Consider the following 22,397-nt stretch of genomic DNA (forward strand, 5'->3'; position numbering starts at 1 on the left):
GGCTGCGCGCGAGCCGTTCGGCACGACCGCGGACCAGCGCCCGCTCTTCGTGCAGACACCGGTGTACGGCCGCCGGCACCACCTCGTCGGTCCGACGCCCCAAGGCGTCCGCGAGGTCGTCCAGCGCCTGCCGGGTGGCGGGATCGGGGGAGGTGGCGGGATCGGGGGAGAGGGACAACTCGCGCACGGGCAAGGGCTAAGGAGCCTCGGGCCGTTCGGCGTCCGGCTTTCTCGGGCCGCGGGCCCGCAGGCGCGTCGTCACCCACGCCCCCGCCAGCGCCACCACCGCCATCGGCAGGAAGACGGCGGCGAACGCGGCCGGGTGGCCGGCGTCGGCGGTCGCCGCCGTCGTGGCCGCCGCGCTGCCGCCGCCCAGGGCCGCAAAGGCGGCGCCGGTCGCGGCGAGGAGGACGACGTTGGACAGGGCGTCGGAGATCTGGAGCGCGGCGGAGTTGGCGCCGGCCTCCCTCGGCGCGGACAGCTGGAGCAGGAGCACGCTGGTGGAGGAGATCACCAGCCCCATGCCGAAGCAGCCGAAGCCCCAGGCGACGGCCACGGTCCACACGGGCACGGAGTGCGCGAGCACACTGGGCGCGGCGACGATCGCGGCGGCGACCAGCACCATCCCGACGGTCATCAGCCGCTCCCGATGCGGCCGCACCCGCGGCCGGGACTGCACCCACGAGCCCAGCGCCCAGGTGCCGCCGCCCGCCGCCAGCGAGAATCCGGCGAGCGTCGGGGACAGCCCGCGCTGGGTGACCAGCATCAGCGGGACGAAGGACTCGGCGGCGATGAAGGATCCGGCGGACAGTCCGCGCAGCAGCACGACGGAGGGCAGTCCGCGGGCCGCGCGGTAGGTGCCGGGCGGGAGCAGACCGAGGACGGCGGGCACCAGCAGGGCGGCGCCGGCCAGCCCCGGGAGCAGGGAGAGCGGGCGCAGGTCCTGGGCGGCGTACTGCAGGAGGCCGGCGCCGAGGGAGACACCGAGGGCGAGCCGGATCCGCCGCCGGTCGAAGGAGTCGGCGCCCGCCTCGCGGTCCACCGGGCCGGCGGCTCTGCGCCGTATCTGGGGCAGGGCGAGGGCGAGCGGGAACACGACGAGGGCCGGGATGCCGAGGAAGACCCAGCGCCAGCCCAGGTGTTCGGTGACGGCGCCGGAGGCGAGCGGGCCGACGATCGAGGGGACGACCCAGCCCGCCGCGAAGGCCGCCATGATCGCGGGCCGCAGCCGCTCGGGGTAGGCGCGGCCGACGACGACGTACAGCGCCACGATGACGAGGCCGCCGCCGAGGCCCTGTACGGCGCGGCCGAGGATGAACACCCACATCGTCCGCGCGGTCCCGGCGACGACCAGGCCCGCGGCGAAGGCGCCGATGCCGGTGGTGAGCGCGCCCAGCGGGCCGCGCCGGTCGGACCACTGCCCCGACAGGACCATGCCGAACAGGCTGGTCGTGAAGTACCCGGAGAACGCGAACGCGTACAGGGCCACGCCGTCCAGCTCCCGCGCCGCGACCGGCATGGCGGTCCCGACGGCGGTCGCCTCGAAGGCGATCAGCAGGACGACGGAGACGATGCCGACACTGAGCGCCCGGTAGGCCCGGCTCAGCACACCGTCGTCGTCTCCGGCGACGGACACGGACACGGCGGCGTCGCGCGGCTCCAGGGCGGTCATGCTCGTCAGAGTAAGGCCCGCAATCCCTTTTGACCCCTGTCAAAAGTCCGTCCCTCGCCTCCGCCGCTGGTCGTAGATCTCCCTCTCCCCCCTTTCATGAACGCCATATGGCAGTCCCGTTGCAGCCCCACGTTTCCCCTTGAGCCCCCCACCCCCGCCCCGTAGCTTCATCTCCACGAACACGGCCGTGTGCCCGAGTGGTTCAGGGGCTCGCCTGCAAAGCGAGTTACGTGGGTTCGAATCCCGCCACGGCCTCTGATTGCGTGACCATGCAGAACGAAAGGGCGGCACCCCCGCAGGGGTGCCGCCCTCCTGGTCGTTCGTCTCGGTCGCCGGCGGCTCGGCGCGAGGCGGAGCGCCCGGTGAACCTGCCGCGCCCGGCCCGCGTCTTCCCCCGCGACCGCCACCGCCACCGCACTCCCAGGAGAACAGACCGTGGCCGACAAGGACGTCGAGCAGACCGACGAGCGGGATCACGCCCCGGGGCCCTGGTGGGCGGGGCTCGGGACGTGGGGGGCTGTCGCGCTGATCGCCCTCGGGGGTCTCGCGGCAGCGTGGGTCTTCTTCCGGCTGCCCGGCGCCCCGGAGAGGCCGGCATCCGGCTACTACCAGGCCGCCAGGGTCGCCACCGTCGGCCTGGTGATCGTGGGGTGCACCTTGCTGGGCCGCCGTCGCGGCCGGGCTGCGGCCACCGAGGAGACGAACGAGCCGGACGGTACCTGACGCACCGGCCCGGCAGTTGCCAGGAGGTCGGGCGTCGCCGTCAGAGCGCCCCACCCGATTCGTCCCGGAACTGTTCCGTCCAGTAGTGCCAGGGCGTGTCCGGGAGGGTGGCTGTGGGGTCGAGGGCGGTCAGGGTGTGGAGCATGGCCGCGGCCAATTGGTCGTAGGCGTGGGTCGTCAGGTCGTGGGCGAGGTGCTCGTCGATCGTGCGCTCGTGGTGCAGGAGCCAGAGCGTGAAGGCGAGGGTGGAGACGTCGGTGTTGAGGGGGTGGAGCGTCGCCTCCGGCTCGCTGAAGGTCAGGACCGCGCCCGTTCTGCCGTCGATCACCAGGCTGTTGTCCTCGACCAGATGTCCGAGGCGGATCAAGTGGTCGGCGTGGGCCGGGAGTTCGTCCAGGGGGAAGCCGTCCGCGCACTCCTCGGCGAAGTACTCCCGGAGCGTCGGCAGCGGCACGTCCGTGTCGGCGTGGAAGAGGACCGCCTCCTCCGGCAGTCCGGTCTCGCGCAGAAAGCGCCGGGTCGGCTCGTGCGTGAGCGTCGCGGGGAAGTCGACCTCCTCGAAGCGGGCCACCCGGCCGTGCCCGAACTCCTGGTCCAGCAGGCGGGCCGGGACGTCCAGGGTGAGCCCGGACGCCGTGCCGGGGCCGGCGACGAGGGCGAGCGGGCGGATGAGGGCCGCCGCCTTCCAGTACGGCGGGACCGCGCCGCCCGCGCCCTCCTCGAAGAGGGAGAGCAGCCGGCGGGTCGCCTCGGCCACCGTCTTCGGGCCGTACCGGCCCGCGAGCGAGCCGAAACGGCCGCGCAGACCGGCCAGTTCCTCGGTGACCGCGGCGAAGCGCAGCAGCGTGTCCAAGGACGGCGCGAAGGGGCGGGCGCCGGACGGGTCGAAGAGGTAGGCCGTCGTCAGCTCGCCGGTGCCGCCGTCGAGCAGGATGGACTCGCGCGCCATCCCCACCGGGTTGAGGAGTTCGCCTATCACCAGGCGGTCGCGCAGCTCGTCCGCCACGCGGAACGGGCCGTCCGCCGCGTCGGCGAGCGTGCGCAGGCCGTGCCGGCGCAGCGGGGAGAAGGTCAGCAGGTCGGTGTCCACGGGCAGTCCGGAGCCGCCGAGCAGGCCGCGCGTGGGCGCGTGCGTGACATAGCGGTCCAGCTCCGCCTCGGTCAGCGTGATCGCCGGAGCCCCGGCGTCGGTCGTGCTCATCGCTCCCCCGCGATCTTCCCGTGCGTGACCGCGTGCGTCGTCGCACCCGGCCCTGGGCGGTTTCCCCCACCGCTCAGCACACTACGCCGCCCCACTGACAACGGCCCTCACGGGAAAGGACGCCTGGCGCCCCGGGCCCGTTGCACGCCGGGGTGAACCGGCCGCACCGTCACGCGGGGCACGGGGGCACGGGGGGGGACCGACCCGTCGGGATCAGGTGAAGTAGATCCCGCCCAGCACCACGGCCAGCGCCGCCACGACGAACAGCAGGATCCACAGGCCCAACTTGCCCACGCTGGGCGGGGGTTCGTAGCGCTGCTCACCGGAAGGCGTGGTCACCGGTCCGTCACCACCGCCGCCTGCGGGCGGATCGGGAGCCGGTTGACCGGGCGGCCGGTGGCCGCGCGGACCGCGGAGGCGATCGCGGCCGGTGCCGTCACGACCGGGACCGCGCTGACGGACTTGGCGCCGAAGGGGGCGACGACGTCACGCTCCTCGACCAGTTTGACGATCCGGATGTCGGGGGCGTCCAGCGCGGTCGCCAGGGCGTACCCGGTCAGGTCGGGGTGGCGGATCAGACCGCGGGGCGTACGGAGGTTCTCGGTCAGGGCGATGCCCACACCCTGGGTCACGCCCGCCTCGATCCGGGCGGCCAGCTGGGTCGGGTTGAGGATCCGGCCCACGTCCTGGGCGAGCGCCAGCTCCACCACGCGGACCGAGCCCAGCTCGATGTCGACGTCCACCACCGCGCGGATCGCGCAGAAGGCGAGCCCCACGAAGGCGTCGCCCTGCCCGTCGGCGTTCAGCGGCTCGGTGGGGTGCGGGCGGCACTGGGCGGTGGCCCACAGCTCCTTGCCATCCAGCGCCTCGGTGACGGTGGTCGACAGCACGCCGTCGTACGAGGTGATCTTGCCGTCGGTGATCTGCAGCAGCTCGGTGGACATGCCGAACTTGTGCGCGAGGGGCTGCAGAAGCTGGGTGCGGACCATCTTGGCCGCCCGTTCCACCGCGCCGCCGGACACCCACGTGTGCCGGCCCCGGCAGCCCGCGCCGGCCGGCGGCTGGTCGGTGTCGACCGGCGCCACATGGACTTCCTCGATGCCGAGGGTCTCCTGGACGATCTGCCGGGCGAGGGTGGTGAAGCCCTGGCCGGTCTCCACGGCCGCGCACAGCACGGTGGCGACCCCGTCGTGGACCTTGACCGTCGCCGTGGACACCTCGTCGGCGCCCTCCGCGCCGAGCATGTGCACCATGCCGAGGCCGTAGCCGACGCCCCGGCGCACCGCGCCCGGTTCGCCCGCGCCCTCGGGCCCGCCCGGCAGCAGCCACTCCTCCTCGGGGGTGTCCTTGGGCAGGGCGGGCAGCGGGAAGTCCCGGACCGCCTGGAGGAGTTCGGCGACCGGGGCCGGGCAGGTCACGGTCTGGCCGATCGGCAGGACGTCGCCCGTCGCCAGGACGTTCTGCAGACGCAGCTCGGCCGGGTCCAGGCCCAGCTTCTTGGCCAGCTTGTCCATCTGCGCCTCGTAGGCGGCGCACACCTGCATCGCGCCCTCGCCGCGGACATGGCCGGAGGGCGGGTTGTTGGTGCGTACGGCCCAGCCCTCGATGAAGGCGTTCGGGACGACGTACGGGCCGCACGCGAAGGAGACCGCGGCGGCCAGCGCGTCGGAGGAGGTGTCGGCGTACGCCCCCGCGTCGAGCAGGATCTGCGCCTCCACCTTCACCAACTTGCCCTCGGCGTCCGCGTGGTGGCGGTAGCGCAGCAGGGTGGGGTGGCGGTGGATGTGGCCGAGGAAGGACTCCTCGCGGGTCGCCGTGAGCTTCACCGGGCAGCCGGTCCTGAGCGCGAGCAGGCCGAGCGGCAGCTGGAAGCCCTGGTCCTCGCGGTCCGCGGTGGCGCCCGGCACCCCGGTGACCACGATCTTCACCCGATCCGGGGACAGGCCGTAGCAGGCCGCGGCGGTGTTGCGGTCGGCGTGCGGGTCGGTGGAGGCCAGGTACAGCTCCACGCCGCCGTCGGGACGGGGCACGGCGAGACCGGCCTCGGCGCCGATGGGGGCCGGGTCCTGGCGCCCTATCCGGTACAGGCCCTCGACGACGACCTCGCCGACGGCGTCGGGATCGCCGTGGTGCAGCGGGATGTGCCGGATCAGATTGCCGTCGGGGTGCAGGGGTTCCGCCTCGAAGGCCCGCTCCGGGTCGGTGACGGGGTCGAGCACCTCGTACTCGACGATGACGGCGGCGGCGGCCATCCGCGCGGTGTCCGGGTGGTCGGCGGCGACGGCGGCGATGGGCTCGCCGTGGTGGCGTACGACCTCGGAGGCGAACACCGGCCGGTCGGGGACGCCCCGGCCGTGGCGCGGGGTGCCGGGCACGTCCTCGTGGGTGACGACCGCGCGGACGCCGGGCATCTCGCGCGCGTGGGTGGTGTCGATGGAGACGATGCGCGCGTGCGCGTGCGGGGAGCGCAGCACGGCCGCCCAGAGCAGGCCCTCGGCCCACAGGTCGGCCGCGTACGGGAAGGTGCCCTCGGTCTTGGCGCGGGCGTCGGCGTGCGGCAGGGAGGCGCCGAGGCCGTGCGGCGGCGCCTCGGTCTCGGCAGCGGTCTCCTCGGCGGTGGTCGCCGTGGCGGCTTCGTTGCTCACGCCTGGCCTCCGTCCTGGCCGTAGTGCTGGTCGTGCGGGCCGTTCGGGTCGTGCGGTCCCGGGGTGCCGTACGGGTCGGGCGCGCCGTAGGGATCCTGCGCGTCGCCGTAGCCCGCGGGAGCGGTGGGCGGCGTGTCGAACGCGCCCGGCGCCTCGAACGCCGACGGGTTGACGCCGCCGGAGCCGGGGCCCGCCTGGTGGGGGATGCGGACCTCGTCCCCGTCGGTCCCGGGGTCGCCGGTGGCGTGGGCGGTCTCGCGTTCGGCGACGACCTCCTTGACGGCGTCGAGGACGCCCCGGTAGCCGGAGCAGCGGCACAGGTTGCCGCACAGCGCCTGCCGGGTCTCCAGCTCGGACGGCGCGGGGTTGCCCTCCAGCAGGTCGTGCACGGTCATCGCCATGCCGGGCACGCAGAAGCCGCACTGCACGGCGCCGCACCGGGCGAGCGCGCGCTGCACGTCGGAGGGCTGTCCGTCGGCGGCCAGGCCCTCGACCGTACGCACCTCGCTGCCGGCCGCGGTGACCGCCGGGACCAGGCAGGAGGCCACCAGGCGGCCGTCGACCTGGACGTTGCAGGCTCCGCACTCGCCCTGCGAGCAGCCGTCCTTGGCGCCCGCGAGACCGAGCCGCTCGCGCAGCACGTACAGCAGCGACTCGCCGATCCAGGCGTCGGTGACGGGCCGGTCGGCGCCGTTGACGCGCAGGACGTAGGACGCGAGCGGGTGGTCGTCGTGCGGCGGCTGGGGCGCGGGGTGCTCCTCGGCGGCCGCCTCCGGCCGGGGCGCGGTGCCCTCGCCGGTGGTTCCGGCGGCGTCCTCGGGCGTGTCGTCCTCCCCCGGTGCCTCCAGGGCCTCGGAGGTAACCCGATCCGGTACGGCCGCCACGGGCGTGTCGGCGGTGGGCTCCGGTTCGGCTGCCGCGGCCGGGGTCCGAGGGGCCGCCGGTTCGGCCGTGGCGGGCGCTGTGGCGGCCTGCGGACCCTGCGCGGGGCCCGCGGAGCCGTCATGGCCCGCCGGGCCGTCAGCGGGGCGCTCAGGGGCCTCGGCGGGGCCTCGGCCGTCCGCGTCCGGCATCGCCGCCGACGCGGCTCGCGGCTGCGCCGGCCGGGTGGACTCGCCGGAACCACCGGCCTCGGCGTGCGCATGGGCGGGGTCGTCGTGCCCGGCCGTCTCGTGCCCGGCTGCCTCGGGCGCCGCCGCCTCGTGCCGGGTCTCCTCGTGCCCCGCCGGGCCGTGCCCGTACTGCTCGTCCGGGGCGTACTGCCCGTCCGGCCCGAACCGTTCGTCCCGCGCGTACCGCTCGCCGGGCGTGTACGGCCCGTCCTGCGCGTACCCCTGCGCCGCCGGGCCGCCGGGTGCCGGCTCGGGCGAACCGCCCCCGGGGTGTGCGCCGGTGTGGTCGGGCAGGTCGGTGCGACCGGTGTCCGCGGGCCGGTCCCAGGAGCGGCCCGCCTCCTCCGTCACCCAGGGCGCGGGCGCGCCGCCGGGCAGTGTGGCGGGCGGGGTGCCGCCCCACTGCTCGACCAGGGAGGACGTGGTGAACTCGCCCGATTCGTCCGGCAGGTCGCCGCCGGCGACCGGGATGGACCACTGCCCGGTGACGTCGTGTCCGGGCGCGGCCGGGGCCGCGGGCTCCTCGAAGGTCCACTGCTGGGTCGTGCCGGGCTGGTAGGTGAACCGGTCGTCGGCGGGCTGCGTCTGGGGCGCGTTCGGATCGGGCCACTCGACCGCGCCCGTGGGCGCGGTCCAGGTGCCGGTCGCGGCGGGGTCCCCGGTGCCGGGAGCGACCGTTATGCGCGGCGGCACGTAGCCGTGTCCGGGCGCGGCCAGCGGGCTGTCGCCGGACAGCAGGGCGTCGATGCCGCCCTCGGGGAGCTTCACGAAGGCGGTGGCGCCGTCGTCGTAGTCGCCCTGGGGCAGCGGGTCCCAGCGCCCGCCGCTCTGGGGCGCGCCCTCTCCGTGCTGGTCGTCGGTCACGACAGTGCCCTCCCCAGTGCTCGTCGGGCCAGTGCGGCGACGCTGCGCCGCAGGTGCAGTACGGCGGGCGGAAGCGGGGGCACCGAGCCGTCGGGCTCCGGTGCCGGGTCCGGGATGCAGGCCGCGGCGACGTACTCGCCGAAGGCGTTCAGGGCCTCCGGGACGAGCGCGCGGTCGTTGTCCCAGTCGATCAGCTGCGAGACCCACTGCTCGGCCTCCAGGGGCCGAAGCGGCATCGGCGCTATGGCGCCGACGGCGCACCGCACTCCGCGCCGGGCGGGGTCGAGGACGAGCGCCACGGAGGCCAGCGCGCGGCCCGGCCCGGTGCGTCCGGTCGCCTTCAGGAAGACCTGCGGGGCGTGCAGCAGCGGCACGCGCACGTAGCCGATGAGTTCACCGCCGCGCAGCATCTCCATGCCCGCCAGCAGATGCGACACCGGGACCTCTCGGCGGGCTCCGCCGGCGCCCGCGATGATCAGCGTCGCCTCCAGCGCGGCGAGGACGGGCAGCGCGTCACCCGTCGGCGCGGCGGAGGCGATGTTGCCGCCCAGGGTGCCCGCGTTGCGGATGTGCGGCGGGCCCGCGGCGCGCGCGGCGGCGGCGAGCGCCGGGATGAGGGCCGCGAAGTCGGGGCGGCCCATCCGCGCGTGCGTGAGGCCCGCGCCGAGCAGGGCGTGGCCGTCCTGGTACTGCCAGCCGCGGATCTCGCTGATCCGCCCGAGGCCCACCAGGGCGGCGGGCCTGAGCTGGCCGGAGTTGACGGCCGCCATCAGATCGGTGCCGCCCGCGACGGGCACGGCGGCGGGCGTGGCCGCGAGGGCCGCCACCGCCTCGTCCAGCGTCGTGGGCAGCGTGACGGCCTGCGCCGCCTGCGGTGCGTGCGTGGTCAAACCGGCTGCCCCTTCCCGCTGCCCCACCTGGTCCCACCTGTGTGGCCGTACGGTACGTGCTCACAGGGCGGACGTGGCAACTCTGGCACATCTTCGCAACGCCCGAACGCGGGGGTCCGCTAGGAGGCATTCGCCCACTTCATCGCAGAGATGGTCCGTTTTCGCACGGCATCACCGGTGCACGGCGATTGACACTCTTTGGTGACTCTTGAAGCGGTTTTCCAGCACTTGTTCGGGACAGCCGCCCGGACGGGAGGGTCACTTGTTCGGCGGCGGCCCCTCGACCGGGCGGCCGGGGACTCCGGGGCGCCGCTGCCACGGCCGGGGCCCGGTGGGCGGCCGGTAGGCGACCCCGAGGGCGTCGAGTCGCGCGTAATGGGCGGCCATACGGCGTTCGAAGCCGGCGAAGTCCCGCTGCGCGGGGGCGGGCAGGCGACTCCAGGCCACCTCGGCGAAGGCCGCGAGCCGCGGGAAGGTCTGGTAGTCCACGCGCGCGGCGTCCTCCATCACCTCGGTCCAGACATTGGCCTGAGTACCCAGCACATGCCGGGCCTCCGCCTCGGTGAGTTCAGCCGGGACCGGTTCGAACCGGTAGACGTCCTCCAGGGTGCGCACGAACCCGATCGGCACGGGCTCGTCCTCGCCCGGGGCCTGACGGTGGTCCAGGTAGACGTACTGCTCCGGGCACATGACGACGTCGTGGCCGGCCCGCGCGGCCGCGATCCCGCCGCCGTAGCCGCGCCAGGACGACACGGCGGCGCCCCGGGCCAGCCCGCCCTCCAGGATCTCGTCCCAGCCGATGAGCCGGCGCCCGCGCGCGGCGAGCCACGCGTCGAAGTGCCCGATGAACCACGACTGCAGCCCGTCCTCGTCGGCGAGCCCGAGGTCCGCGATCCGGGTCTTGGCGGTCACCGACCCGGTCCACTGCTCCTTGCGGCACTCGTCGCCGCCGACATGGACGAACTCCGCGGGGAACAGCTCCAGGACCTCCTCGAACACCCCCTCGTAGAAGCGCAGGGTGGTGTCGGTGGGGGCGAGTACGTTGGCGGAGATCCCCCAGTTGTCCCAGACGTCCAGGGCGGTGGTGTCGATGACGTCCGTGTTGCCGAGTTCCGGATACGCGGCGATGGCGGCCTGCGAATGGCCGGGTACGTCGATTTCCGGGACGACGGTGATATGCCGCTCGGCGGCATAGGCGACGATCTCCCTGATGTCGTCCTGGGTGTAGTAGCCGCCGTGCGGCTTCTCCTCCCACAAGGGGGACGCGCGGTGACCGAATTTCGACCGTGACCGCCAGGAGGCGGTTTCGGCCAGCTTCGGATACCGCTTGATCTCGATCCGCCAGCCCTGGTCATCGGTCAGATGGAAGTGGAAGACATTGAGTTTGTGCGCGGCCATCAGGTCGAGATAGCGCAGCACGCCTTCCTTCGGCATGAAGTGCCGGGCCACGTCGAGGAGAAGTCCGCGCCAGCGGAAACGGGGGGCGTCGCGAACGGTGACGGCCGGGAACTCCCACTCGGTCCGGCCGGTGATCGGGGCGCGCCGGAAAGCGTCCGGGCCGAGGAGTTGACGGAAGGTCTGGGCGCCCCAGAACAGACCGGCCTCGCTCGCGCCGTCGATGCAGACGAGATAGCCGTCGGCGCACAGCTGGTAGGCCTCGGGGCTGCCCAGTTCGTCCTCCAGCGAGGGCCGGATCCGCAGCAGGATGCGCGACCCGCTGTTGCGGTGCGGGGCCAGCGGCAGCCCGGTCGCCGCGCCGACGGTCGTCCGCAGCCAGCGCGCGACCGCCTCGGTGCCCTCGGTGGCCTCGATCTCGGTGTCCGCCTCGATGACGAATCCGGTGCCGCCGCCGGGCAGCGAGGCCGACACGCGGTTCGGCGCGGGGATCAGCGCCACATCGGGGTCCGGGAAAAGGGGCTCGTCGCTCATGTCGCCGGTGACACCTCCGTACATGCGTTGCACAGAGTGCAACGACCGTTTCGCTCCGCACAATCCATGGCGAGGCTACGGAGTCCGGGAAGCGCCGACAAGAGGTCTCGACCACGTGGTCCCGCGTGCCGGAGCGCGGCGCGCCGCTCCCCCGCCCGGCGGCAGGACGCCCAAGGCCCCGGCGCACACCAAAGGCCCCGGCGCGCGCCGAAGCGCGCCGGGGCCCAGTGGTCGGGCCAGGTGCGGAGCGCCTACTTGTCGCCGCCCTTGCCGCCCTTTCCGCCCTTGTCGTCGCCGCCGCTGCCCATGGACTCGTAGATCTCCTTGCACATGGGACACACGGGGTACTTCTTCGGGTCGCGGCCCGGCACCCAGACCTTGCCGCACAGCGCCACGACGGGGGTGCCGTCGAGGGCGCTCGCCATGATCTTGTCCTTCTGGACGTAATGGGCGAAGCGCTCGTGGTCGCCGTCGCCGTGGGACACCTGTGGTGTCGGCTCTACGAGTGTCCCCGTACCAGTCCCGCGCTCGGGCTCAAGAGTGCTCATACCAGCCAGGGTAATCAACCGCCCGGGGCTGCGGGCCCGGGAGACCCGCACTCAGTTGAGCGAAGGGTCGTCCGGATACGTGGCCACCATCGCCAACTCGTTGCGCTGGCGGCGCAGCACTTCGCGCCAGAGTCTCTCCGGGGCCGGCGAGGAGACGTCGCCGGGCTCCGACTCGACCACGTACCAGGCACCCTCGACCAGTTCGTCCTCCAGCTGGCCGGGTCCCCAGCCGGCGTATCCGGCGAAGATCCTCAGGGAGCCCAGCGCCGAGGCGAGCAGCTCCGGCGGGGCCTCCAGGTCGACCAGGCCGATCGCGCCGTGCACCCGGCGCCAGCCGAGCGGGGCGAGGCCGCCGTTCGCGCCGCCGGGGATGACCGCGACGCCGAGCGCCGAGTCCAGCGAGACGGGCCCGCCCTGGAAGACCACACCGGGCTCGCCCGCGAGGTCGGCCCAGGCTTCCAGGATGTCCTTCACGTCCACCGGGGTGGGGCGGTTGAGGACGACACCGAGGGAACCCTCCTCGTCGTGGTCGAGAAGGAGCACCACCGCGCGGTCGAAGTTCGGGTCCGCCAGGGCGGGAGTGGCCACGAGCAGCCGCCCTGTGAGCGAGGACACCTCGGTCATGCCAGACATGATCCCGCATCTTGCCCCGCGGTGGGGAGCCGACGGGGGTGCCGGAGTGAACGCAGCTCAGGGAGCACGGAAGCGCCCCGGGCGCACGTCCGCGCCCGGTGACCCCATGTGCCCGATAGGGAACGGTTCGTGTTGTGACACAGCTATGACGTGGCTGGGTGGCACTCGGGCTTACGGGCGGGGGGTAATCGGCGATTACCCTGTCTTCCCGGCCCCTGCGCACAGTGATCGGCCGGCCCCTGCCCAACTCATCGGAACGCGAGATACATGACCGTCAACGACGATGTCCTGCTTGTCCACGGCGGAACCCCGCTGGAGGGCGAGATCCGTGTCCGCGGTGCGAAGAACCTCGTACCGAAGGCCATGGTCGCCGCCCTGCTGGGCAGCGCGCCGAGCCGCCTGCGCAACGTCCCCGACATTCGTGACGTGCGGGTCGTCCGCGGCCTGCTGCAGCTGCACGGGGTGACGGTCCGTCCGGGCGAGGAGCCCGGCGAGCTGGTGCTCGACCCGACGCACGTCGAGAGCGCCAACGTGGCTGACATCGATGCCCACGCGGGTTCCAGCCGTATCCCGATCCTCTTCTGCGGGCCGCTGCTGCACCGTCTCGGCCACGCGTTCATCCCGGGCCTCGGCGGCTGCGACATCGGCGGCCGGCCCATCGACTTCCACTTCGACGTGCTGCGGCAGTTCGGCGCGAGCATCGAGAAGCGTGAGGACGGGCAGTACCTGGAGGCCCCGAAGGGCCTGCGCGGTACGAAGATCCGGCTGCCGTACCCGTCCGTCGGCGCGACCGAGCAGGTGCTGCTGACGGCCGTACTGGCCGAGGGCGTCACCGAGTTGTCCAACGCGGCCGTCGAGCCGGAGATCGAGGACCTCATCTGCGTGCTGCAGAAGATGGGCGCGATCATCGCGATGGACACCGACCGGACGATCCGCATCACCGGTGTGGACAAGCTCGGCGGCTACACCCACCGTGCCCTGTCGGACCGCCTGGAGGCCGCGTCCTGGGCCTCGGCGGCCCTCGCGACCAACGGCAACATCTACGTCCGCGGCGCCCAGCAGCGCTCGATGATGACGTTCCTGAACACCTACCGCAAGGTGGGCGGTGCCTTCGAGATCGACGACGAGGGCATCCGCTTCTGGCACCCGGGCGGCCAGCTGAAGTCGATCGCGCTGGAGACGGACGTGCACCCCGGCTTCCAGACCGACTGGCAGCAGCCGCTGGTGGTGGCCCTGACGCAGGCCACGGGCCTGTCCATCATCCACGAGACGGTGTACGAGTCCCGGCTCGGCTTCACCTCGGCCCTCAACCAGATGGGCGCGCACATCCAGCTCTACCGCGAGTGCCTGGGCGGCTCCGACTGCCGCTTCGGCCAGCGCAACTTCCTGCACTCGGCGGTCGTCTCCGGCCCGACCAGGCTGCAGGGCGCCGATCTGGTCATCCCCGACCTGCGCGGCGGCTTCTCGTATCTGATCGCGGCCCTGGCGGCCGAGGGCACCTCCCGGGTCCACGGCATCGACCTCATCAACCGCGGCTACGAGAACTTCATGGAGAAGCTCGTCGAACTCGGCGCGAAGGTCGAGCTGCCCGGCAAGGCGCTCGGCTGACGGCTCCGTACACCCGCACGCCGAAGGGGCGGCCCTCCATCGCTGGAGGGCCGCCCCTTCGGCGTCATCGCGCCTCAGAACGTTCGCACACCGTCCCGTGGTGCGCGAACGGCGAGGTCACTTGCCCTTGGCGGCTTCCTTGAGCTTGGAGCCCGCGGTGACCTTCACGCTGTAGCCGGCGGGGATGTTGATCGGCTCGCCGGTCTGCGGGTTGCGCGCGGTGCGAGCGGCACGGTGGGTGCGCTCGAAGGTCAGGAAGCCGGGGATGGTGACCTTCTCGTCGCCCTTGGCGACGATCTCGCCGACGGTCTCGGCGAACGCGGCCAGCACGGCGTCGGCGTCCTTGCGGGTCACCTCGGCGCGATCGGCCAGCGCGGCCACCAGCTCACTGCGGTTCATGTTGTTACTCCCGTGTTTTTCTTGCCGTTGGGGTGTGCCACGCGGCGGATCCGCCCGAGGCACTGCGATGCCGATGCGCTCGCGCCCAGGGACGCATCCTGCCCCTACCTGCGGCGGTAAAGCCAATCCGGCACCCGTAGGAGTCGTGAGAACACCCTGGGGAGTCACACGAAAAGCGCCCGCTCGGCGTCACCCTAGAGCGCGCCCGGCATCAGCTGGTTCCACGACGCGCCGGTGCGGGGGCCGCCGTGGTGATCCTCACAGCCCCTGCACAGTACGACACGCCGTCACCGGGCCGACGCCCGGTCGCCTCCTGCCCTTCACCCGGCCGGGCTCAGCGGCGCCCGGCGCCGGGGAGGGCCAGGGGGACTAGACGGTCGCCCCGGCCGCCTTCGCGGCCTCGCGGACCGCGCCGGCGACGGCGCCCGCGACCTTGTCGTTGAAGACGCTCGGGATGATGTAGTTCGGGTTCAGCTCGTCCTGGCTGACGACGTCGGCGAGGGCCTGCGCGGCGGCCAGCATCATCTCGGTGTTGACGGTGCGGGACTGGGCGTCCAGCAGGCCGCGGAAGACACCCGGGAAGACCAGCACGTTGTTGATCTGGTTCGGGAAGTCGGAGCGGCCGGTGGCCACCACGGCGGCCGTCTGACGGGCGATCGCCGGGTCGACCTCGGGGTCGGGGTTCGCGAGCGCGAACACGATGGCCCCTTCGGCCATGGCGGCCACGTCGTCGCCGTCGAGGACGTTCGGGGCGGAGACGCCGATGAAGACGTCCGCGCCGCGCACGGCCTCCTTCAGGGTGCCGGTGAGGCCCTCGGGATTGGTGTTGTCGGCGATCCAGCGCAGTGCCGAGTCGGCCGGGGCGTCCACCAGGTCCGCGCGGCCGGAGTGCACGACGCCGTGGATGTCGGCGACGACGGCGTTCTTCACGCCCGCGGCGAGCAGCAGCTTGAGGATGGCCGTACCGGCCGCGCCGGCGCCGGACATGACGACCCGGATGTTCTCGATGGCCTTGCCCGCGACGCGCAGGGCGTTGGTCAGGGCGGCGAGGACGACGATGGCGGTGCCGTGCTGGTCGTCGTGGAAGACGGGGATGTCGAGGGCCTCGCGCAGCCGGGCCTCGATCTCGAAGCAGCGCGGCGCGGAGATGTCCTCGAGGTTGATGCCGGCGAACCCGGGGGCGATGGCCTTGACGATCTCCACGATCGCGTCGGTGTCCTGGGTGTCCAGGCAGATCGGCCAGGCGTCGATGCCGGCGAAGCGCTTGAAGAGGGCCGCCTTGCCCTCCATGACGGGCAGCGCGGCCTTCGGGCCGATGTTGCCGAGGCCCAGCACGGCGGAACCGTCCGTCACAACCGCAACCGAGTTGCGCTTGATGGTCAGGCGGCGGGCGTCCTCGGGGTTCTGGGCGATCGCCATGCAGACGCGGGCCACACCCGGCGTGTAGACCATGGACAGGTCGTCACGGTTGCGGATGGGGTGCTTGGACTGCATCTCGATCTTGCCGCCGAGGTGCATCAGGAACGTACGGTCGGAGACCTTGCCGAGGGTGACGCCCTCGATGCCGCGGAGCTTCTCGACGATCTCCTCGGCGTGGGCCGTGGAGGTGGCCGCGATGGTCACGTCGATACGGAGCTTCTCGTGGCCGGACGCGGTGACGTCGAGGCCGGTCACCGAGCCTCCGGAGGACTCCACCGCGGTGGTGAGCTGCGAGACGGCGGTTCCGCTCGCGGGCACCTCCAGCCGGATGGTCATCGAGTAGGAGACGCTGGGCGCCGTTGCCATGGCCGACTTCCTCTGCTTTCACCGTGTCGCGAGTTGTGCCGTCCGATCGTCGCACCTACCGCGGAGTACGCGGTAGTCGCCCTGGATTGCGGACGTTTTGTTCATGAGCGGTGCATGGTTTCGGAAAACCACTTCCACCATACGAGAAGTGATCTGGTGAGAGAAGGGGTGCACGCACCAAAGAAAGAGACCCACATCACGTCGGTGATGTGGGTCTCTCACAAGCTCATGACACCGACCCGCCATGCTCGCCTCGCGGCAAGTGGTCCCTCGCAGGGACAAAGGTTGGGCCCGGGGGCTTGGATCGGGCCGGTGCCACACCAAGGCTAACAAACCGATGCCGTACGGCCATTCCCCTACGGGATGTTCACAGGAAAGTCAGTCCCGCAGCAGGTCCGGCACCCCGGCCGGGTCCGGCTCGTCGCGCTCCCCCGACACCACCGTCAGCTGCTGGGTGGCCCGGGTCAGCGCCACGTACAGCACCCGCAGACCGGCCGGTGACTCGTCGGCGATCTCCGCCGGCGACACCACCACCGTCGCGTCGTACTCCAGGCCCTTGGCCTCCAGGCTGCCGAGCGCCACCACCCGGTCGCCGAGCCCGGCCAGCCAGCGCCGGGCCTCCTCGCGCCGGTTCATGGCGACGACCACGCCGACCGTGCCGTCGACCAGGTCCAGCAGCCGCTCGGCCTCGGCCCGCACCGTGGCCGCCGGCGACCTCTCCGCGCCCTCGCCGCGCGCCGCGGGCGTCGCCACGAAACGCGGCGCGACCCCGGTGGACCGCACGGCGCGGGGCGACTCGGAGCCGGGCATGGCGAGCGCGAGCACCTTGGCGGCCAGCTCGGCGATCTCCGCCGGGTTGCGGTAGTTCACGGTGAGCTGGAAGCGGCGCCGGGGCCGGGTGCCGAGGGCCTCGTCGCGGGCCTCGGCCGCCTCGTCCGGGTCGGACCAGGAGGACTGGGCCGGGTCGCCGACGACCGTCCAGGTGGCGTGCCGGCCGCGCCGGCCGACCATGCGCCACTGCATCGGCGTGAGGTCCTGCGCCTCGTCCACGATGACGTGGGCGTACTCGGTGCGCTCCTGGGCGAGCCGCTCGGCCCGCTCGCGCTGGCTCTCCTCGCGCACCGGCATCAGCTCCTCCAGGCCGGTGAGCTGGTCCAGCGGGTCCAGCTCACGCTTCTTGCGCGGGCGGGCCGGGACACCGAGGATCGCCTGGAGTTCGTCGAGCATGGCGATGTCGTGCACGGAGTGCCCGTCGCGCTGCAGGGAGCGGGCGACCCTGCGGACCTCGCCGGGGTTGAGGATCCGGCGGGCCCAGCGGCCGAGGCGCTTGTCGTCGGCCATGGCGGCCAGCACCGCCTCGGGGGTCAGCTCGGGCCACCAGGCGTCGAGGAAGGCGATGAAGGCGTCCTCGGTCGTGACGTCCTCGTCGAAGGAGGAGCGCAGCTCGGCGGCCAGCTCGGGGTCGCTGTGCCGGGAGCCCGCCCCGGACTTGGCCCACAGGGCGTCCAGGAGCAGCTTGCGGGCGCGCGGGCGCAGCAGGTTGACGGGCGCGGTGCCGCCGAGGGCGGTGCGCCGGACACGCTCCAGCTCGGCGGCCTCCAGCTCCACGCGGCGCCCGAAGGCGACGACGCGCAGGCGGGACGGCGGCCCGTCCATGCCCCGCGGCCCGGCGTCCGCCTCGATGTCGTCGTCCAGGGCGAGCTGCCCGGCCGCGGCGGAGCCGGCCGGCCCCAGTTCCAGCGCGCCCCGGGCGGCCTTCCGCAGCACCTTCAGCATCCGGTACGAGCCCTTGGCGCGGGCCACGGACGGGGAGTCGTACAGCGTGGCCTCGGCGCCGTCGACGAGCGAGCCGATCGCGCGGATCGCGACCTGGCCCTCCTCGCCGAGCGAGGGCAGCACACCCTCGGTGTAGGCGACGAGCAGCGGGGTCGGGGAGACGACGAGGATGCCGCCCGCGTATCTGCGCCTGTCCTGGTACAGCAGATAGGCGGCGCGGTGCAGGGCGACGGCGGTCTTGCCCGTGCCCGGACCGCCCTCGACATAGGTGATGGAGGCGGCGGGGGCACGGATGACCAGGTCCTGCTCGGCCTGGATGGAGGAGACGATGTCCCGCATGGTGTGACTGCGGGCCTGGCCGAGTGCGGCCATGAGGGCGCCGTCGCCGATCACCGGCAGGACGCGGCCGTCCAGGCGGGCGGTCAGCTCGGGCCGCATCAGATCGTCCTCGACACCGAGGACCCGGCGCCCCTTGGACCGGATGACCCGGCGCCGCACGACCCGCCCGGGATCCACCGGCGTGGCCCGGTAGAACGGCGCGGCGGCGGGCGCCCGCCAGTCGATGACCAGCGGCGCGTAGTCCGCGTCGAGGACGCCGATGCGTCCGATGTGCAGGGTCTCGGCGATGTCGGCGGTGTTGTCGTCCCGCACCGCGCCCTCGGCCGGCTCGACCGCCGTGTAGGCGCCGTCCGGGCCCTTCTTGCCGTCCTTGCCGAGGAGCAGGTCGATCCGCCCGAACAGGAAGTCCTCGAACTCGTTGTTGAGCCGGTTCAGGTGGATGCCGGCCCGGAAGACCTGAGCGTCCCGCTCGGCCAGCGCACCCGGCGTGCCGACCTGGCCGCGCTTGGCCGCGTCGTTCATCAGGAACTCGGCCTCGTGGATCTTCTCCTCGAGCCGCCGGTACACCCGGTCCAGGTGTTCCTGTTCGACGCTGATCTCCCGGTCACGGACGGAATCGTGTGCGTCGTGTACCGAGCCGACCGCGGACTGCTGAACCTGAGCGGCCACCGGGCCCCCTTCTGACGTGCTGGGCAGCCGTCAACCGTACGCGAAGGGGGCCCGAAGAAGCTACGGGGTCGAGCGCGTCGACCCCGATGGCGCTACGCCTGGACCTGTACGAGCTTCTTGCCCTGGAAGGTCACGACCTCGAAGTGGTCGATCTCGTTGGGCTTGAAGGCCGCCGCGCCGCCGATGTAGAGCGGCTTCCTGGACTCCGGCGTCTTCCCGTCCGGGATGCCGTAGCCCCAGTTCGGGACGGACCAGGAGGACATCGTCACGCGCTGGCCGTTCTTGGCGACGAGCACCAGCGAGCACTTCAGGGGGCCCGTGGCGTTCTTCAGCTCCAGGACGGCCTGGGTGCCCCAGTCCTTCTGCTCCATGCCGACGGTCGCGCTGACATGGGACGACGGGTCGGTGGCCGACTTCTTGTCGGCCATCGAGGCGAAGGTGGTCTGCGCGGAGGACGCCGCGACCTGGCTGCCGCCCCCGCCCGAGCCGCTGTTCACGGCCACCGCGGCCAGCGGTCCGGCGATGATCAGCGCGGCCGCCGCCGCGATCATGTAGAAGCTGCGCCGGCGCTTGTGGGCGCGCTTCTCGGCGACCTCGTCGACGAGCTTCTCCACCAGGCGCGGGCTGGGCTGGGCGGACAGCGAGTCGCCGATCGCGGGGGTGCTGCCGGAGCCCGGCAGATCCGCGAGCGCGGCCAGCATCGGCTCCATCCCGGCCAGCTCGTCCAGTTGCTGGGCGCACCACTCGCAGCCGGCGAGGTGCGCCTCGAAGGCGGTCGCCTCGGCGTCGTCGAGAATCCCGAGGGCATAGGCGCCGACGGTCTCGTGCTCGCTCGGCACCGGAGATCCCTGATTGGGGCTCATGGGCCCAGACATACCCGGACCACCTGCGCCGAATCCCTGCATTCCCCCGTATCCACTGCTCATCACGCCGTCACCCCCCGCTCCTCCAGTGCCAGCTTCATCGATCGCAGGGCGTAGAACACCCGGGAACGCACCGTGCCGCTGGGAATGCCCAGCGTCTCGGCCGCCTCATTGACCGTACGCCCCTTGAAGTACGTCTCGACGAGCACCTCCCGGTGGGCCGGGGTCAGGTCGTCGAGCGCGTCCGACAGCGTCATCAGCCACAGCGCCTTGTCGATCTCGTCCTCCGCGGGGATGACCTCCAGCGGCGACGGGTCGACCTCCTGCGGCCGGGCCTGCCGGCTGCGGTGACCGTCGATGACGATGCGGCGCGCGACCGTCACCAGCCAGGGGCGTACCGATCCGGTCGCCCGATTGAGCTGACCGGCGTTCTTCCAGGCACGGATGAGCGTTTCCTGCACGACGTCCTCGGCGCGCTGCCGATCACCGGCGACCAGCCGCAGGACATACGCGAGCAGAGGTCCGGCGTGCTCGCGATACAGCGCACGCATCAGCTCCTCGTCAGGTTCCGAGGGCTGTGAGGACATGCGATGTCGGGCCCTCGTTCCACGTTCATTGGCCACGGCCGCATCCTTGCGCACGCCCACCTCCGGTGTCCGGGGGTTCCCCCAGTCGGTCGCTCGCCCACCCGTACGGAAGGGAGCGGCGCGGCGTTCAAACGGAGGCGGCGGTTTTCTCAAGAGCGGTGTGACGACAGGGACATGCGCACACATTCCCCCCGCCTGATCTTTGCATTTCCGACACATCGCCGGGGGGTGCGCCGAGACGACCGAGCTGCCCGGCCGGAGCACGCGGAAAACCGGGTGTTACGCAAATCACGCCCGGGCGGCTCGGGTTCGGACGGGTCAGACACGGGCGTGGGCGGTCCGCCGCCGATGCCGGGCCACCCGCTCCCGGTTCCCGCAGACCTCGCTGGAGCACCAGCGGCGGCGGCGCCCTCGGGACGTGTCCAGGTACACCAGAGGGCAGTTGTCCCCCTCGCACTCCCGCACGGCCGCCCGTGCGACGGGATCGGTGAGCAGCTCCACGGCGTCCCGTGCGACCAGCGCGAGCAGCCCCGCGCACGTCGGCGGGACGGCCAGCTCCCGCACGAGGCAGCCGTTCTCGGCACGAACGGCGAGCGGGGCCGGGGGCGCGGCGCGGGCGGCCTCGTTGACCAGCCGGAGCGCGCGGACGTACGGAGCCGTGTCCACGGCCGGGAGGCCCGCGCGCCCGCACCGCACCAACTGCCCTATGTGCGAACGCAGTTCCCGGAACCCGACGAGCCAGGGGGCGTCGGCGTGGCCGAGCGCCGTACCCTCCGGCACCAGCCCGGACCCGCCGATCCACGCGCACAACGCCTTCGGGGAGTCCAGCCGTTCGACCGGATGCGTGGTCGCGAGGAGATCGAGACAGATCCGTCCGGCGTCGAAACGCAGCTCGTACGGGGGCGTGGCCGTACCCAGTGCCATGTGCCTGTCACCGCCTAGGCCGGGACTGCGGGGAACCGTTCCCTCAGTGCTCCTCTCCTCACAGTGCCTGCCCGGACGCCCCGCCGGAACCCCTCGTACCGGCTGGACGCACGCGTATGCGCACGCGCGCCTCGGCCATGTCCGGGGCCGGGGGTCCCCGGGTTGGCTGAAGGCATGACGAACACACGGCACACGGCGCGGACGCACAGGACGCACGCACACGAGACGGACACGACGGCCACGGCCACCCGCGCCCGGACCGCCGTCCTGAGCGCGGCGACGATCACCATGGGCCTGAGCGCCGGGGTCTTCTACATCTTCGCCTGCGCGGTGATGCCTGCCCTCGCCCGCAGCGACGACCGGACGTACGTCGAGGTCATGCGGAACATCAACACCGTGATCCAGAACCCGGTGTTCCTCCTGGGCTTCATGGGGGCGCTGCTGCTGACGGCGCTGTCGGCGTGGCAGCTGCGCAGGACACCGTGCGGGCGCTGGGTCCGGGCCGCCCTGCTGGCGTACGCCCTGGTCTTCCTCGTCACGATGGCGTTCAACATCCCGCTGAACAACGCCCTCGCGGCCCCGGGCACCCCGTCCGCCCTCCGGGAGCGCTTCGAGGGCCCGTGGGTGGCATGGAACGCGGTCCGGGCGGTGGGCTCGGCGCTGGCGCTCGGCCTGTTGACCCGAACCCTGCTGCTGTACGGCCGCTTCGGCCGCGCAGCACGGTCGGGTACGGTCGGGACATGCCCGAGCTGCAGCGGCTGAGCGCCGCTCACGCCACGGCGGTCCTGGCCTTCGAGCGGGTCAACCGCGCCTACTTCGCCGCCTCGGTCTCGGACCGCGGCGACGCCTACTTCGACCACTTCACCGACCGGTACGACGCCCTGCTGGCCGAGCAGGACGCCGGCACCTGCGCCTTCTACGTGCTGGTCGCCGAGGACGGCTCGGTGCTCGGCCGGTTCAACCTGGTCGACATCGAGGACGGCGGTGCGCAGCTCGGCTACCGGGTCGCGCAGGCGGTCACCGGCCGCGGCGTGGCCACCGCGACCGTACGGGAGCTGTGCCGGCTGGCGGTGCACCGGCACGGGCTGCGCACGGTCCGGGCGGCCGCCGCCCACGAGAACGCGGGGTCCCGGAAGGTGCTGACCAGAGCCGGGTTCGTCCCGGACGGCCCGGCCGACCCGGCCGACCTCGGCGGCAGGCCGGGCACCTGGTACCGGCTCGACCTGTAGC

19 protein-coding genes and 1 tRNA gene are annotated in these 22,397 nt (G+C 72.8%); 5 read left to right on the forward strand and 15 right to left on the reverse strand.

Going from position 1 to position 22,397, the window contains the following annotated elements; translation table 11 throughout:
- Positions 1–196: 196 nt before the first annotated feature.
- A complete protein-coding gene (locus tag AQI95_RS31585; protein ID WP_067131629.1) occupies positions 197–1,672 on the reverse strand; it encodes an MFS transporter in 1,476 nt (491 codons plus the stop codon).
- Between the two features lie 183 nt (positions 1,673–1,855).
- Here AQI95_RS31585 and AQI95_RS31590 point away from each other — a divergent pair.
- Together AQI95_RS31590 and AQI95_RS31595 are read left to right on the forward strand one after the other, a co-directional pair.
- Positions 1,856–1,927 (forward strand) — tRNA-Cys (locus AQI95_RS31590).
- Positions 1,928–2,107: 180 nt separating this feature from the next.
- Complete coding sequence (locus tag AQI95_RS31595) at positions 2,108–2,395, forward strand: hypothetical protein (RefSeq protein WP_067131632.1); 288 nt, start codon at positions 2,108–2,110, stop codon at positions 2,393–2,395.
- A 40-nt stretch (positions 2,396–2,435) separates the two neighbouring features.
- Here AQI95_RS31595 and AQI95_RS31600 read toward each other — a convergent pair whose 3' ends face one another.
- From AQI95_RS31600 to AQI95_RS31630, 8 genes are all read right to left on the reverse strand, one after another.
- Positions 2,436–3,596: an SUKH-4 family immunity protein gene (locus AQI95_RS31600; RefSeq protein ID WP_067131635.1), complete on the reverse strand. Its 1,161-nt coding sequence runs from the start codon at positions 3,594–3,596 to the stop codon at positions 2,436–2,438.
- A 213-nt stretch (positions 3,597–3,809) separates the two neighbouring features.
- Positions 3,810–3,935 (reverse strand): hypothetical protein, encoded by a 126-nt coding sequence (locus tag AQI95_RS49920; RefSeq protein WP_279617034.1) that lies wholly within the window; start codon positions 3,933–3,935, stop codon positions 3,810–3,812.
- Complete coding sequence (locus tag AQI95_RS31605; protein ID WP_067131638.1) at positions 3,932–6,241, reverse strand: xanthine dehydrogenase family protein molybdopterin-binding subunit; 2,310 nt, start codon at positions 6,239–6,241, stop codon at positions 3,932–3,934. Before AQI95_RS31605 ends, AQI95_RS49920 begins: the two co-directional genes overlap by 4 nt.
- Positions 6,238–8,217, reverse strand: a complete 1,980-nt coding sequence (locus AQI95_RS31610; protein WP_067131641.1) for a 2Fe-2S iron-sulfur cluster-binding protein — start codon at positions 8,215–8,217, stop codon at positions 6,238–6,240. Before AQI95_RS31610 ends, AQI95_RS31605 begins: the two co-directional genes overlap by 4 nt.
- A complete protein-coding gene (locus AQI95_RS31615; protein ID WP_067131644.1) occupies positions 8,214–9,107 on the reverse strand; it encodes an FAD binding domain-containing protein in 894 nt (297 codons plus the stop codon). Before AQI95_RS31615 ends, AQI95_RS31610 begins: the two co-directional genes overlap by 4 nt.
- A 258-nt stretch (positions 9,108–9,365) precedes the next feature.
- Positions 9,366–11,036, reverse strand: coding sequence for a beta-N-acetylhexosaminidase (locus AQI95_RS31620; protein ID WP_107121809.1), 1,671 nt, complete (start codon positions 11,034–11,036; stop codon positions 9,366–9,368).
- Between the two features lie 251 nt (positions 11,037–11,287).
- On the reverse strand, positions 11,288–11,584 hold the full coding sequence (locus AQI95_RS31625; RefSeq protein WP_067131646.1) for a DUF3039 domain-containing protein: 297 nt from the start codon (positions 11,582–11,584) through the stop codon (positions 11,288–11,290).
- Between the two features lie 51 nt (positions 11,585–11,635).
- Positions 11,636–12,208, reverse strand: coding sequence for a YqgE/AlgH family protein (locus AQI95_RS31630; protein ID WP_067131649.1), 573 nt, complete (start codon positions 12,206–12,208; stop codon positions 11,636–11,638).
- 276 nt (positions 12,209–12,484) lie between these two features.
- On the opposite strand from AQI95_RS31630, the gene murA reads away from it, so the two are divergent.
- On the forward strand, positions 12,485–13,825 hold the full coding sequence (gene murA / locus AQI95_RS31635; RefSeq protein ID WP_067131652.1) for a UDP-N-acetylglucosamine 1-carboxyvinyltransferase: 1,341 nt from the start codon (positions 12,485–12,487) through the stop codon (positions 13,823–13,825).
- A 117-nt stretch (positions 13,826–13,942) separates the two neighbouring features.
- Here murA and AQI95_RS31640 read toward each other — a convergent pair whose 3' ends face one another.
- From AQI95_RS31640 to AQI95_RS31665, 6 genes are all read right to left on the reverse strand, one after another.
- Positions 13,943–14,224 carry an HU family DNA-binding protein gene (locus tag AQI95_RS31640; RefSeq protein WP_023550134.1) on the reverse strand — a complete coding sequence of 94 codons (282 nt, stop codon included), beginning with the start codon at positions 14,222–14,224 and terminating at the stop codon, positions 13,943–13,945.
- A gap of 369 nt (positions 14,225–14,593) precedes the next feature.
- Entirely contained in the window at positions 14,594–16,009 is a 1,416-nt protein-coding gene (locus tag AQI95_RS31645) for an NAD-dependent malic enzyme (protein ID WP_067131654.1), read from the reverse strand.
- 378 nt (positions 16,010–16,387) lie between these two features.
- Positions 16,388–18,793, reverse strand: coding sequence for a HelD family protein (locus tag AQI95_RS31650; RefSeq protein WP_067131657.1), 2,406 nt, complete (start codon positions 18,791–18,793; stop codon positions 16,388–16,390).
- Positions 18,794–18,885: 92 nt separating this feature from the next.
- Positions 18,886–19,656, reverse strand: a complete 771-nt coding sequence (locus AQI95_RS31655; RefSeq protein ID WP_244188906.1) for an anti-sigma factor family protein — start codon at positions 19,654–19,656, stop codon at positions 18,886–18,888.
- A gap of 62 nt (positions 19,657–19,718) precedes the next feature.
- The gene (locus tag AQI95_RS31660) at positions 19,719–20,303 is read right to left on the reverse strand and encodes a sigma-70 family RNA polymerase sigma factor (protein ID WP_079071569.1); all 585 of its coding nucleotides are present in this window, start codon (positions 20,301–20,303) and stop codon (positions 19,719–19,721) included.
- A gap of 258 nt (positions 20,304–20,561) precedes the next feature.
- The gene (locus AQI95_RS31665; RefSeq protein WP_067131663.1) at positions 20,562–21,167 is read right to left on the reverse strand and encodes a CGNR zinc finger domain-containing protein; all 606 of its coding nucleotides are present in this window, start codon (positions 21,165–21,167) and stop codon (positions 20,562–20,564) included.
- Between the two features lie 288 nt (positions 21,168–21,455).
- Here AQI95_RS31665 and AQI95_RS31670 point away from each other — a divergent pair, with 288 nt between their 5' ends.
- Both AQI95_RS31670 and AQI95_RS31675 read left to right on the forward strand, forming a co-directional pair.
- Positions 21,456–21,929, forward strand: a complete 474-nt coding sequence (locus AQI95_RS31670) for an anthrone oxygenase family protein (RefSeq protein ID WP_067131881.1) — start codon at positions 21,456–21,458, stop codon at positions 21,927–21,929.
- Positions 21,908–22,396 carry a GNAT family N-acetyltransferase gene (locus AQI95_RS31675; protein WP_067131665.1) on the forward strand — a complete coding sequence of 163 codons (489 nt, stop codon included), beginning with the start codon at positions 21,908–21,910 and terminating at the stop codon, positions 22,394–22,396. Before AQI95_RS31670 ends, AQI95_RS31675 begins: the two co-directional genes overlap by 22 nt.
- The last annotated feature ends 1 nt before the right edge of the window (position 22,397 follow it).

It is taken from the genome of Streptomyces yokosukanensis, assembly GCF_001514035.1.
GTDB classification, from domain to species: domain Bacteria; phylum Actinomycetota; class Actinomycetes; order Streptomycetales; family Streptomycetaceae; genus Streptomyces; species Streptomyces yokosukanensis.